General features: G+C 67.0%; 12 protein-coding genes. 2 read left to right on the top strand and 10 right to left on the bottom strand.

Features of this window, described 5'->3' with window-relative positions; translation table 11 throughout:
* Together A3ES_RS0142255 and A3ES_RS0142250 are read right to left on the bottom strand one after the other, a co-directional pair.
* The coding region (locus A3ES_RS0142255) for a hypothetical protein (RefSeq protein ID WP_202806710.1) at positions 1–218 on the bottom strand (218 nt) is incomplete at its 3' end.
* Positions 219–357: 139 nt separating this feature from the next.
* Entirely contained in the window at positions 358–978 is a 621-nt protein-coding gene (locus A3ES_RS0142250; protein WP_020392900.1) for a response regulator transcription factor, read from the bottom strand.
* A gap of 259 nt (positions 979–1,237) precedes the next feature.
* Here A3ES_RS0142250 and A3ES_RS0142245 point away from each other — a divergent pair, with 259 nt between their 5' ends.
* Positions 1,238–1,675, top strand: a complete 438-nt coding sequence (locus A3ES_RS0142245) for a peptidase inhibitor family I36 protein (protein ID WP_020392899.1) — start codon at positions 1,238–1,240, stop codon at positions 1,673–1,675.
* Positions 1,676–1,741: 66 nt separating this feature from the next.
* On the opposite strand, the gene A3ES_RS50335 is transcribed toward A3ES_RS0142245, so the two are convergent.
* The 8 genes from A3ES_RS50335 to A3ES_RS0142200 form a co-directional block, all read right to left on the bottom strand.
* Positions 1,742–2,992, bottom strand: a complete 1,251-nt coding sequence (locus A3ES_RS50335; RefSeq protein WP_020392898.1) for a CehA/McbA family metallohydrolase — start codon at positions 2,990–2,992, stop codon at positions 1,742–1,744.
* Positions 2,992–4,131, bottom strand: a complete 1,140-nt coding sequence (locus A3ES_RS0142235; RefSeq protein ID WP_020392897.1) for an ABC transporter ATP-binding protein — start codon at positions 4,129–4,131, stop codon at positions 2,992–2,994. The genes A3ES_RS50335 and A3ES_RS0142235 overlap by 1 nt, the downstream gene beginning before the upstream one ends.
* A gap of 22 nt (positions 4,132–4,153) precedes the next feature.
* A complete protein-coding gene (locus A3ES_RS0142230; RefSeq protein WP_020392896.1) occupies positions 4,154–4,975 on the bottom strand; it encodes a carbohydrate ABC transporter permease in 822 nt (273 codons plus the stop codon).
* Positions 4,972–5,910: a carbohydrate ABC transporter permease gene (locus A3ES_RS0142225; protein ID WP_237745201.1), complete on the bottom strand. Its 939-nt coding sequence runs from the start codon at positions 5,908–5,910 to the stop codon at positions 4,972–4,974. Before A3ES_RS0142225 ends, A3ES_RS0142230 begins: the two co-directional genes overlap by 4 nt.
* Entirely contained in the window at positions 5,910–7,337 is a 1,428-nt protein-coding gene (locus A3ES_RS0142220) for an extracellular solute-binding protein (protein WP_040456942.1), read from the bottom strand. The genes A3ES_RS0142225 and A3ES_RS0142220 overlap by 1 nt, the downstream gene beginning before the upstream one ends.
* Positions 7,338–7,855: 518 nt before the next feature.
* On the bottom strand, positions 7,856–8,617 hold the full coding sequence (locus tag A3ES_RS0142210) for a ricin-type beta-trefoil lectin domain protein (RefSeq protein WP_237745200.1): 762 nt from the start codon (positions 8,615–8,617) through the stop codon (positions 7,856–7,858).
* Positions 8,618–8,989: 372 nt separating this feature from the next.
* Positions 8,990–9,394 (bottom strand): hypothetical protein, encoded by a 405-nt coding sequence (locus tag A3ES_RS0142205; RefSeq protein WP_020392891.1) that lies wholly within the window; start codon positions 9,392–9,394, stop codon positions 8,990–8,992.
* 42 nt (positions 9,395–9,436) lie between these two features.
* On the bottom strand, positions 9,437–11,743 hold the full coding sequence (locus A3ES_RS0142200) for a DEAD/DEAH box helicase (RefSeq protein ID WP_026163712.1): 2,307 nt from the start codon (positions 11,741–11,743) through the stop codon (positions 9,437–9,439).
* 174 nt (positions 11,744–11,917) lie between these two features.
* Between A3ES_RS0142200 and A3ES_RS0142195 the strand changes: the two genes are divergently transcribed.
* Complete coding sequence (locus A3ES_RS0142195; protein ID WP_020392889.1) at positions 11,918–12,277, top strand: STAS domain-containing protein; 360 nt, start codon at positions 11,918–11,920, stop codon at positions 12,275–12,277.
* Positions 12,278–12,462 lie beyond the last annotated feature (185 nt).

The raw sequence follows: 12,462 nt of genomic DNA, 5'->3' as shown, positions 1-12,462 counted from the left end.
CGGCGGATTTCGCGGGCGTTGCGGTGGTGGCGCAACTCGAGGAACTCGACGGTGTCGCGGGCGCCGAGTTCCTTGGCCAGGCCGCGGTGGTCGAGGTCGGCGGTGAGCTGGAGCCGGTAGGTGAGCAGGGTGGACAGGGCAGCGTCGACACCGTCGATGGTGGACAGCAGGGCGCTGTCGCCGAGCATCGATGGTGGGAGTAGCTGCGAGGTCTCCATACCCAGAACTCTAGACGAGGCCACCGACAGTTTTTGGAGCCGGAAGGCCTTATCTATAAGGGGATCAGCGAGTGGCCGGAAATGGTCAGGTTGTGCACAGGGAGGCGTGGGCTGTGGAAAATGGAGGGGGTGCTGGGGGCTAGTCGAGGAGCCAGCCGTTGCGTTCGGCTGTTTGGATGGCGTCGGCTCGGGTGCGGGCGCCGGTTTTGCCGATGGCGGACCAGAGGCGGGTGCGGACGTCGCGTTCGGAGACCTGGAGCTTGTGGGCCATCAGGGCGATGGAGCCGCCTTCGCGGGCGGCTCGGAGGGTGTTGGTCTCGCCGTCGTTGAGGGGCGTCTCGGCGTACCGGAGGGTCTCTGCCTCGAGGTTGGTGTCCACGACGCGCAGGCCGAGGTGGACTCGGCGTACGGCGTCGGCGAGTTCGGGTGCGGGGCTGCCTTTGAGGGCGAAGCCTTTGGCGCCGGCTTCGAGACCGCGGCGGAGGTGGCCGGGGCGGCCGTAGGTGGTGAGCATGACGACGCGGCACTCGGGCATCGAGGTGCGGAGCCTGGTGGTCACGCTGAGGCTGTTGCTGCCGGGCCCGGCGGTGTCGAGCAGTGCGACGTTGGCGCGGTGGTGTTTCGCGGCGCCGACCACGTCGTCGGTTCGGTTGAGCTCGGCAACGACCTCCAGATCCTGTTCGCGTTCCAGACCGCTTCTGAGCACGCCTCGGCTGAGGATCTGGTCATCGACGAGCAACAGCCGGATGCGGTCGGGCAAACGAGCCTCCGGGGGACCGTCCGGGCGCCGGGGAAGTGCGTCCGGGAGGGGATGAGCAGGACTTCGGTTCCAGATCATGGAGGGCTGAAACTCGCGCCGTCCACATCAACGCGACATCTCTACCAGATTGCGACCAGATCGCGATCAGCCGGCAGCCCGGCATCGGCGAGCGCCCATCCGGATTCGTCCGGGATTGCCCAGCGAACTCGCCGCATCACTCAGAGTCGAGGTCGTCAGCAACTCTTCGAAAGGATCGACGATGAACATTCGACGGGCTCTCACCTCGGCGGCACTCGCCACCGGCCTCGGCGCGGCCGTCCTGGTCGCGGCACCCGCCACCCAGGCGAACGCCGCCTGGGATGACTGCACCGCAGGGAAGTTCTGCCTCTTCCCCAACACGGGCGGCTTAGGTACTCCCTACACCGACGGAGTTGCTCCGATCTGGCACGTGAACCTGCATTCCATTGGCTTCGGGGACTGGGCCGGGTCTGCCCGCAACCGCACCGGCGCCTACGTCTGCATCTACGAACACCACAACTACAACAGGGGGCAGGTGGGATGGTCGTACAAGATCTCGCCGCCCAACGTCGCGCCTACCTACGGGAAGATCAGTTTCGGGTCGGGCGTCTACAACACGGTCAGCTCCTACAGCGTTGTCAACGCCGGCGATGGCTGCGACAAGCCCTTGGCGCCCTAGTAGTCATCGACCGCTGAGTCCCGTGCCGGTGCCGGTGGACGCCTGCGTGCCGGCCGGGGCTGGCCCTCAGTTGGTGAGGGAGAGGAAGCGGTTGTCGTGGGTTATGAGAGCTGTGCCGGTGGTGGTGGGGGCCGGTACGGACTCGTACGGCGTGCGGATGGGGTGGCGGGTGCCGTCGGGGGTGAGTAGGAGGGTGTTGGGGGCGTCGATTACCACTAGCTCGTTGGCGTTGTGGAGTACTGCGGGGGCGTTGTAGCTGGTGGAGATGGCGGTTCGGCCGACTGCTAAGGCTTCTAGGACTGCGGGGACCAGTTCGTCCGGGCCCTCGGCGGCGGCGTCGATGGCTACCCAGGTGGTGGGGGTTCCGGGCAGGGTCATGGAGTCAGGGTTGTGGTAGTCGCTGCCGCCGATCGGCGTGGTGGTACCGAGGCCCCAGGCCTGCCACCAGGCGATGGGGCCGCCCCAGCTGTGGTCGAGCCAGGAGGAGTGCCAGATCTCGGCCAGGGGTGGGTGTTCGGGGAGGTCCCATCGCCAGGAGCAGTCGCCTCCCAGCGGGTGGTTGATCGACAGCAACCCGCCGCGGCGGGCGACCTCGGTGACCCAGGTGGAGGCCGGGCGGCGGAAGTCGATGACGCCGATCGCACCGAAGGCGTTGGCGTGGCCGGTGTCTGTGGTCACCTCCTGCCCGGGGATGAGCCCGATGCCGAAACGACGGCCCACAGCAGCCAGCTCGGCGTGATGCGCCTCGGTGTTGTGGTCGGTGATCGCCATGAAGTCCAGCCCAGCCGCCACCCCTAGCGCTGCCAGGTTGGCGACCGGAGTCGAGCCGTCGGAGTGCAGCGTGTGCGCGTGGAAGTCACCCGCCACCCACCGAAGCCCGTCGGCCGCAGGCAGCACCCGTCGCGGCGGTCGAGCCGGTACGCCGACAGCAGCCGTCAACGCGGCGTACTCGTCCAGTCCCGGGATCACCGAGACCGGCCCGGTGACTGCCTCGACCACCAACTCCACGCCCTCGACCGGCACTCGATGCAGCCCGATGACCACGAACCAGGTGCCCTCCTCCAGCTCGCCAGCCACATAGCCAGGTGTCGCGGCGGTGGGGGTGATCGCGAAGGTCCGGCGAGCACCACCGGACCACCCGCGCCAGCCGCTCGCGCCTTCACACCCCAGGTCGATCACGGCGCCGTCCACCGAAGGCACGGTCAAGGTCACCAGCAGGCCGGGACAGCCAGGCGGGATGTCGACCGGCAACGAGTGCCAGACCGACGAAGCCCGGTCGTCCAGCGTCCACCGCTGCCGGTACGACGTGACGGCCATCAGCCGACGACGGCCGGCTGGCGGGCGAGCAGTTCGCCGGACTCCTTGTCGTACAGCAGCACTCGCTGCGCGGAGGCAGTCAGTACGACGGGAGTCCCCGGCGCCGGCTCGTCTTCCTCCGGCACTGTCACGCCGATCAGCGTTCCATCGCAGTCGACGCTGACCAAGGACATCGTGCCCAGGTTCTCCGCGACGACCACCGAACCCCGCAACGACGGCCCGGAGACGTCACGCGTCGACAGCGTCAGATACTCCGGCCGGATGCCGACCGTCACCTCCGCACCAGCCGGCGCGGACGCTGTTGCGGCTGGCAATGACCCGCCGGCGAGCGAGACCGCACCCACCGCCGACCCATTGGAACCACCATCGACCGGCCGGCCGTCGATGGACGAAGCCGACACGACGCCGGGCACCAGGTTCATCGGTGTGGAGCCGATGAAGTTTGCGACGAAGGTGTTCGATGGCCGTGCGAACACCTCGCGTGGCGAGCCGAGCTGGCGCAGTTTGCCGTCCTGCATCACCGCGATCCGGTCGGCCAACGCCAGCGCCTCGGCCTGGTCGTGGGTGACGAAGACCGTGGTGATCCCCAGGTCCTTCTGCAGCTTCTTCAGGAAGGTGCGGGCCTCGAGCCGCAACCGCGCGTCCAGGTTGGACAGCGGCTCGTCGAGCAGCAGCACCTTGCCCTCGGACGCGATCGCCCGGGCCAGCGCGACGCGCTGCTGCTGACCACCGGACAGCTGTCCCGGCCGGCGCTCGAGCAAGCCGTGCAGCGAGAGCTCACCCGAGGTCCGCTCGGCGACCTCCGCGCGAGTCGACGGGGCGACCCGCCGTACCTTCAACGGGTAGGTGATGTTCTCCGAGACGGTCATGTGCGGGAAGAGCGCGTAGTCCTGGAAGACCATCGCGACACCCCGCTTGCCGGGCTCGAGCCGGGTCACGTCGGCCGAGTCGATCCGGACGGTGCCCTCGGTCGCGGATTCCAGCCCGGCGATGGTGCGCAGCAGCGTCGTCTTGCCGCACCCGGACGGGCCGAGCAGGGCGAAGAACTCGCCGTCGGCCACGGTCAGGTCCAGCCCGTCGACGGCGCGGACGCCGTTCGGGTAGACGGTCGCCAGGCCTTCGATGTCGATGCCCGCCATCAGCTCTTGATCCCTCCATGACTCAACTTTTGATTCCTCCGTGAAAGCGAAATCCGTACCGCGAGTTCACCAGCAGATAAAGCACGACGACCGGAATCGAGAACAGCAGTGAGAAGACCGGGATCACCGAGAGGTTGGCGCTGCCGCCCTCGTCGGTGAAGGTCTGCAGCAGGACGGCGCCCGGCTGCTTGTCGATCGACCGGATCAGCAGGAAGGGCACCAGGAAGTTGCCCCACGAGTTCACGAACGCCCAGACCAGGATGGTCGCCAGCCCGGGCCGCGCGACCGGTAGGACGACATCCCGCAGGATCTGCAGGGTCGAGGCGCCGAAGACCCGCGCCGATTCCTCGTACGACTTCGGGACCGCGTCGACGAAGTCCTTCAGGATGAAGATTGCTGCTGGCAACAATCCGCCGGTCATCACCAGCGCGACGCCGAACCGCGAGTCGATCAGCCCGAGCTGGAACATCATCACGAAGATCGGCACCATCGCCGCGGTACCGGTGACCACCGACGACAACAGCAGAAGCCCGTACAGCAAGGCGTCCCGGCCGGGGATCCGCACCCGCGACAGCGCATAGCTGGCGAGTGCGGCGAAGGCCGTCACGGCGACCGCGGTGGTGATGCAGATCAGCAGCGAGTTGACCATCGAGTGCAGCGCATACGGATGCGACAGCGTCTTGCGGAAGTTCTCCAGCGTCCAGTCGGGCCACCGCACGCCGAGACCGGGAGAAGCGTCGAAGGGCGCCGATGCGATCCACAGCATCGGTACTGCGAAGAACAGCGTGATCGCACAGATCACCGTGTAGAAGCCGATCCGGCGTACTACGAAGGCGGGAGTCACGAGCGCCTCCTCAGTAGCCGCAGGTAGAGCAGCGCGACCAGCAGGTTCGCGATCAGCAGCAGGAACGAGATCGCCGACGAGTAGCCGAGCTCACCGCCCTGCAGCGCGACGTTGTAGATGTAGACCGGCACGGTCTCCGACTCGTGGTTGGGTCCGCCCTTGGTCAGCAGGAACGGCGAGAAGTCGTTCGCGGTCCACAGCGAGATCAGCAGCGTGTTGGTCAGCACGTGCCCGCGGATGTGTGGGAACACGATGTCCCGCAGTGTCTGCCAGCCCGACGCCCCGACCATCCGCGCCGACTCCAGCTGGGACGGCGGCACAGCTTGCAATGCCGACGAGTAGAGCATCATCGAGAACGCGGTACCGCGCCACGTGTTGAACAGCACCAGGCAGACCATCGGGTAGTCGATCAGCCAGGCCGTGCCCTGCGTCCCGAGGATGCTGTTCAGCGTGCCGGTGTCCCGGTCGAAGAACGCGATCCACAGGTACGCGACCACCGTCGACGGCAGGATCCAGGCCAACAGGACCAGAGCCTCGACGGTACGCCGTACCGCCGGGCGGGCGCGGCGCATCGTCCAGGCGAGCGCGAAGCCGAGGATGTTCTGCCCGATGATCGCCGAGCCGAGCACGAACAGCAGCGTCAGCCAGAGCGCATTGTGGAACAACGCGTCGTTGAGGGCCCTGGTGTAGTTCGACAATCCGACGATCGACGGCGACACGGCCTCGACACCGGTGAGCCGGTAGTTCGTGATGCCGATGTAGATCGTCCAGATCGCCGGGAAGACCAGGAAGGCCCCGATCAGCAGCAGCGCCGGCGCCAGGAAGCCGACGGCCCGGCCGATGCCGAGTCCCGCGACGTCCTGGGCCGGACCGCGGACCCGTGCCGGGCGACCCGGCACGGGTGGCACCGGCACCGATTCGGGGGGAGTAGCCATCAGTTGCTGGTGACCTTGTCCTTGCTCCCTGCCGCGGCCTCGACAGCCGTCTGGTAGCCCTTCGCCGCGGCGTCGGTGCTCTTGCCACCGATCACGTCCGCTGTCGCCTGCTGCAGCGCCGCCGAGACCCTCGGGTACTCCGCCAGCCCCGGCCGGTACTGCGTCAGCGGCAGCACCTTGGTCGCCACGAAGTTCAGCATCGGGTCGCCGGCCAGTACCTCGGCGTTGACGTCCGTGCGCTGGGTGATCTTGGCGGCGCCGTTGAGCCCGGCCTTGACCATCTCGGCCGAGTTCATGAACTCCAGCAACTCCCAGGCCTGCTGCGGGAATTTGGTGTTCGGGTTGATCGCCGTTGCGCCGCCACCGGACATCGAGACGAAGTCCTGACCCTTGACGCCGCCACCGGGCCTGTTCGCCGGGATCAGCGCGTAGCCGACCGCGGTGTCGCGGTCCGCCATCTTGGCGACGCCGGCCTTCGGCTCCACCACGCTGCGCCAGAAGTAGTCGCCCTCGAGCAGGATGCCGATCTTGTTGGCCGCGAACTGCGCGAACGACTTGTCCCGGCCCTTGGCCTCACGCTGCAGCACCGGGTCGCCCAGGCCAGTGCCGTAGATCGACTTGTAGAAGTCGAGCACCTGGCGGAGCTGCGGGGTGTTGCCCAGCCACTTGCCGTCGGCGTTGATGGTCGCGCCGGTGCCCACCAGGAGCGGCAGGATGCCCTGCATGGTGGTCGCCTCGCCCATCGCCGTACCGGCGTTGATCTGGATCGGGGTGACGCCCGGGAGCTTCTTCAGCGCCTGACCGGCCGCGGTGACGTCGTCCCACGACTTGGGCTGCCAGTCGGCGGGCAGCCCGGCCTGCGCGAACAGCTTCTTGTTGAAGTAGAGCACCCGGCCGTCGGTGCCACCCGGTACGCCGTACCGCTTGCCGTCGAACATGCCGAGCTGCTGGACCGAGTCGGGGATCTGCTTCCAGCCGTCCCAGCCGTCGACCTTGGCGGCGTCGCCGACCGTGTCGGAGAGTGGTTTGAGATAGCCGGCCTGGGCGAACTCGCCGACCCAGATGCCGTCCACGTTGATCAGGTCCGGCCCGGTCTTGTTCGACAGGCCCAGTGCCAGCTTCTGCTTGTAGACCTCGTCGTCGGACCCGTCACCCTGGAACTTCACGGTGACGTCGACGCCCTTGGCCTTCTGCGCCTCGACGAACTTGGGGATCAGCACGTCCTCGGTGAACTCGGCGCCGGCGGCGTTCTTGCCGCCCTTGACGGAGTTGGCGCCGATCACCAGCTCGACCTTCTTGGCGTCGGCGTTGCGGCTCGTGTCCTGGTCACCGCTGCCGGAGTCCGACGAGCCGAGGCAGCCGGTCAGCAGCACGGAGGCGGCCGAGCCGAGAACAGCCAGCCGGAACAAGGGCGGAATACGTCGCATCAGGGGGCTCCTTGCAGGGTCAGTGCAGCCAGTGCCGGTTCACCTTGGCACTCGACGGGAACTTTGTGAAGACTTTTGAACGGCACAGAGGAAAACATTGTTAATTTCCAACGTCAAATGTTGCCCTCGGCTACCTCCCGAAACCATCGGCAGGCGTCAAATCGGATCCAGGCGGCAAGCATTGCGGAAGAGTTAAAGCTCGCTCGCGGTTGCATCACAAAGAGTAGCGGGCTAGATACAGATCGTGAGGTCGCGAGTAGCGTCAGTGCCGATCGGATCACTGGATCGGAGGTGACGGACATGCTGCTCGGACTTCTCCACGACCTTCTCGGCTACTGCCACTGGCATTGCCACTGTTGGTGGTGATCCACTGACCGGGCCGCTCCGCTGACGCGCAAGCAGCGGATCGCCCACCGTTCCGGAAATCAGTCCCATCGAGTTCATGAACCGAAAGGAAGGGGCCGGCCCCGACATCGCGTCGGGGCCGGCCCTCCTCTGTGTGGCTGGATCCTCCTGGCTCAGCGCTGAGCGAGCTGCATCATCTGCTTCGGCAGCGTCGTCATCTGGGCCGGTACCGGGGTCTTCGCCCGGACCAGGTCGAACAGGCTCGACGCGGCGTTCGCGATCGGCAGTGGCAGGGCCAGGCCCAGCGATGCCAGTAGTGCGTTCACGAGTGCCAGGATCGCGCCGAGGATGTCCAGGCCCGGCAGCGGCAGCGCGCTCCAGCCCTGGTAGCCGGCCCCGCTGGCCGGCTGGTTACCGGTCGGCTGAGCCTGCTTCGCCTTGCCCTTGCCGAGCAGCGAGCTGAGTGCCATCCCGTTCGCCGCGTTGACGAAGGACCCGGAGGACTCGTCGTAGTTCCACTTCTGTCCGTCGCCGTCACGGCAAGGCAGCACCAGGACCGGTGCGTTCTTCGGCGTGGCTGTCAGGTCCGCACCGGTGTCCAGGCAGGCGCCGGTCCGAGCCAGGGCGCCACCGACGCTCTTGCTCATCGCGACCTGCAGCTGGCCCTTGTCGGTGAGCACCCATTCCTGGGTCTTGCCCTCCTTGCCGGGAGCGCAGGCCATCATCACCGCCATCGGGACCTTGTCGGCGGTGACGAAGGTGAGGCAGTACCGCGTGTCCGCACGGTTCGCGATCTGCCGCACTACGCCGACGTCGACGCCGGGTGGGTCCTCCGGTGCCGGGGCTGCCGCCTGAGCTGGTACCGCGGTGGCCAGGGCGACGCTGACGGCGAGGACTGCCACGCCGGTGCGACTCAACAATCTACGGATGATCAAGACAACCTCCAGAGGTCGTGCCATCTCGCGGCGTCAGGTCGTCGGGACCCCGAGGCGAGAGTGGACCGCGGGTATTTCCGGGAACCGCGACGATGTCCCTGTGGGGGACGAAGGATGCGGGTCGATCCCCCGTGAGGAGGCGGTGTGGCCCGGAACGGCCGACGGTGACTCAACGCGACGTTGACGCCACGACCAGTAATGCACACCTGCGTCGGCGGTGGTTATCCAGAATCGGGGGAACTTGATGCCAATGGCAACTAACTGCCAAGGGAATATTGTTGCGCAAGGCATCGATATCCGGCTGCGTGCTGGCCGTGCCACGGCTGAGCGGCGGCTGTACCCGGATCGAGATGTATCGCAACTGAGGATCGTTCAGTGCGGCTGCTTCGGCGAATCGGTGCCATCGGCAACAGTGTGCTGTTCGTCCGCCAGCCGGTCACCGGCCGAGAGGTCGACGGTCCGGCTGTCGGCATCGGTCTCGTCCACGTCCACGTCCGAACGGTCGCCTTCGAGCTCACCCGGAGCGCCGGCCACCTTCTGGCGGAGCTCTCTGACCTCCTTGCGGCGACGGAAGTCGCGCCCGAGTCCCTTCTTCGTCAGCCACAGGCCGAGGGTGACAGCGATCCCGGCGAGGACGCCGATAAAGAACAGGGTGGGGACCGACAGGCCGAAGTCGACGCCGAACACCGACATCGTGGTCGAGTCGCCGGAGGAGACCGAGACGCCCAGAGCGAAGAGGACGGCAAGGACGATCAGGACGATTCCGAGAGCCAGCATGATGACCGCTGCCTTTCTTCCAGCAGCCTGGTGCTGGACAGTTCAGGCCTCACTACCGAGAAGTGCGGTAAGCAGCGCCACCGCGCCGCCTTTGTCGAGTGGGTTGTTCCCGTTCCCACATTTGGGTGACTGTACGCACGACGGGCACCCGTCGGCACACTCACAGTGTGCAATCGCCTCCCGTGTCGCGGTCAACCACTCGCGCGCGGCGGCGTACCCGTGTTCGGCGAAGCCGGCCCCGCCCGGGTGTCCGTCGTACACGAAGACGGTGAGCCGGCCGGTGTCGGCGTGCTTGGCGGTGGAGACGCCGCCGATGTCCCACCGGTCGCAGGTGGCGAACAGTGGGAGCAGCCCGATCGAGGCGTGCTCGGCCGCATGAGCAGCCCCCGGTACGTCGCTCAGCCGGAGCTCGGCGACCAGGGTGGCGGGCATGGTCCACCAGACCGCCTTGGTACGCAGGGTGCGCTCGGGCAGATCCAGCGGCTGCTCGTCGAGCACGTCACCGGTGACGAGCTGTTTGCGCTGGAACGAGATCACCTGGTTGGTCACCTGGACCCAGCCGCGGGACAACTCGGCCGCACCCCACTGGCTGGTGTCCTCGGTGGCCAGGATGCTGATCTCGGTGACGTCCCGCGCGAAGGTGGTGTAGTCCGGCGAGGCCGGCTCGACGATCGCCGCGTGGTTCTCCAGATCCAGCGTGCGGACCAGGTACGACTCGCCTGCGTGCACGTAGACCGCGCCGGCATGCACGCTGGCGTGTGCCGAGCCGCCGTCGACAGTGCCGAGCAGCCGCCCGGTCTGGTCCTCCACGATCTGCACGGTCTTGCCGCCGGCCGAGCGGATGTCGATCGCGTCGACCGCCCGGTCGCGCCGAGTCCAGAACCATCCGTGCGGCCGCTCCCTGAGCAGACCCTGCTTGACGAGCTGCTTGATGACGGTCGCGGTGGTGGCGCCGAAGATGTCGTAGTCGTCCGGAGTCAGCGGCAGCTCCTGGGCGGCGGCGCAGAGCTGCGGACCGAGCACGTAGGGGTTCTCCGGGTTGAACACAGTCGCCTCGACCGGCCGCCCGAAGATCGCTGCCGGGTGACGAACCAGATAGGTGTCGAGCGGATCGTCACGAGCCACAAGGAGAGCCAGCGCGTCGCCACCTGATCGCCCGGCACGTCCAGCCTGCTGCCAGAGCGAGGCGCGAGTACCAGGCCAGCCGGACAGTAGTACTGCGTCCAGCCCGGCTATATCTATGCCCAGCTCCAACGCATTGGTCGCGGCCACTCCGGTCAGCTCGCCGCTCTGCAGCATGCGCTCGAGTCGCCGCCGCTCCTCGGGCAGATAGCCGGCCCGGTACGCCGACACCTGCTCGCTCAAAGCCGGGTCGACCTCCGCGAGATTCTCCCGGGCCGTCATCGCGACTGACTCGGCTCCACGCCGCGATCTGACGAACGCCACGGTCCTGACACCCGACACGACCAGGTCGGTCAGCAGCTCGGCAACCTCAGCCGGAGCGGACCGGCGTACCGGGGCTCCGTTTTCGCCGCGGAGGGAGGTGAGGGGAGGCTCCCAGAGGCCGAAGGAGATGCCGCCGCGGGGTGAACCGTCCTGCACGACCTCCACCATCGGCAGGCCGGTCAGGCGCTCCCCGGAGACAGCAGGCTCCGCCACGGTGGCCGAAGCGCACACGAAGATCGGATGCGCCCCGTACTGCGCGCAGATGCGCCGCAGCCGACGCAGTACGCCTGCGACGTGTGCACCGAACACGCCTCGGTAGTGGTGGCATTCGTCAACCACCACGTACTGCAGAGAGCCCAGGAACCTGGCCCAGCGCTGGTGGTTCGGCAGGACGGACCTGTGCAGCATGTCCGGGTTACTCAAGACATAGGTGGCGTGGTCGCGAGCCCAGTCCCGCTCGGTCCGCTCCGAGTCGCCGTCGAGCGTCGTGGCGCGCAACCCCGGCACCGTGTACGCCGACACTGCCCGCAACTGGTCGTGGGCCAGCGCTTTGGTCGGAGACAAGTACAGAACAGACGCCGTACGCCGATGCGGTGACGCCGCGTGGGCGATGCTCAACGTGGCGAAGGCCGGCAACAGGTAGCCGAGCGACTTGCCGGACGCAGTACCGGTTGCGACGACTACGTGCTTGCCGCTGTAGGCAGCCTCGGCGGTGGCGACCTGGTGACTCCACGGTGCGGTGATGCCGGCGTCGGCCAACTGACTGAGCACTTCCGGCGGAGCCCAGCGTGGCCAATCACCCGTTTGACCCAGTCGCGGCGGCACGGACTCGACGTGTGTCAGCCGCTCCGAACGACCAGGCCCGGCAGCGAGCCGCTTCAGTACTTCCGCTGCCTCACTCATGGTTCGACCCTAGTCAAGACCATGGACAGGGTGGACCGAGAGTGCACGAGCGGATGCGGAAGCCGTGTGCAAATGCGGATGCACACGTCACTTTGGACAGGTGGCTCGACGGGGGATGCACCGAAATGAAAGAGTTTTCGTACACGGCCCTACTCACGGTCCGTACATGGTTGAATGCAACAGTTCACGGGATCGGAGGCCGAAGTGGATCTGTCGCTGACGACGCGCACAGAGGGTGGGCGCACCGTCGTCGAAGTGGGTGGGGAGATCGACGTCTACACCGCGCCGAAGCTCCGCGAAACCATCGTCACGCTGGTGGACGCGGGTCAGTACGACCTCGTCGTCGACCTTGAAAGAGTGGAGTTTCTGGACTCCACCGGTCTCGGCGTGCTGGTCGGCGGACTGAAACGGGTGCGGACCCACGACGGTTCGCTGTCGCTGGTCTGCACCCAGGAGCGCTTGCTCAAGATCTTCCGGATCACCGGCCTGACCAAGGTGTTCGAGATCCATCCGGACGTCGCCTCGGCCATCTGAGGCGGCTCCGGGCCGGATCGCGAGGGCTGGAATCTGGTGTCCCCGCGATCACAGACGGTGAACTGCTTGCCGTCGGCCCTGGGTATGGCATAGACCACCCTGTCGTGAGGTCTGGTCGTTTACCCGTTAGAGTGACCCACCGCGCCAGGCCATTGGCGCTGTGTCGTAATTCTCAACCCTTCGGT

The organism is Kribbella catacumbae DSM 19601 (genome assembly GCF_000372465.1).
GTDB lineage: Bacteria > Actinomycetota > Actinomycetes > Propionibacteriales > Kribbellaceae > Kribbella > Kribbella catacumbae.
The sequence above is the reverse complement of the archived record's forward strand: the minus strand, read 5'-3'. Positions and strand labels throughout refer to the sequence as shown.

What these genes read in the sequence shown, in the direction of transcription:
- A3ES_RS0142245 (WP_020392899.1), top strand. Translation starts at nt 1,238, where the DNA reads ATGAACATTCGACGGGCTCTCACCTCGGCGGCACTCGCCACCGGCCTC.
- A3ES_RS0142225 (WP_237745201.1), bottom strand. Translation starts at nt 5,910, where the DNA reads ATGGCTACTCCCCCCGAATCGGTGCCGGTGCCACCCGTGCCGGGTCGC.
- A3ES_RS50335 (WP_020392898.1), bottom strand. Translation starts at nt 2,992, where the DNA reads ATGGCCGTCACGTCGTACCGGCAGCGGTGGACGCTGGACGACCGGGCT.
- A3ES_RS0142220 (WP_040456942.1), bottom strand. Translation starts at nt 7,337, where the DNA reads ATGCGACGTATTCCGCCCTTGTTCCGGCTGGCTGTTCTCGGCTCGGCC.
- A3ES_RS0142205 (WP_020392891.1), bottom strand. Translation starts at nt 9,394, where the DNA reads ATGCTGGCTCTCGGAATCGTCCTGATCGTCCTTGCCGTCCTCTTCGCT.
- A3ES_RS0142195 (WP_020392889.1), top strand. Translation starts at nt 11,918, where the DNA reads ATGCAACAGTTCACGGGATCGGAGGCCGAAGTGGATCTGTCGCTGACG.
- A3ES_RS0142200 (WP_026163712.1), bottom strand. Translation starts at nt 11,743, where the DNA reads ATGAGTGAGGCAGCGGAAGTACTGAAGCGGCTCGCTGCCGGGCCTGGT.
- A3ES_RS0142235 (WP_020392897.1), bottom strand. Translation starts at nt 4,131, where the DNA reads ATGGCGGGCATCGACATCGAAGGCCTGGCGACCGTCTACCCGAACGGC.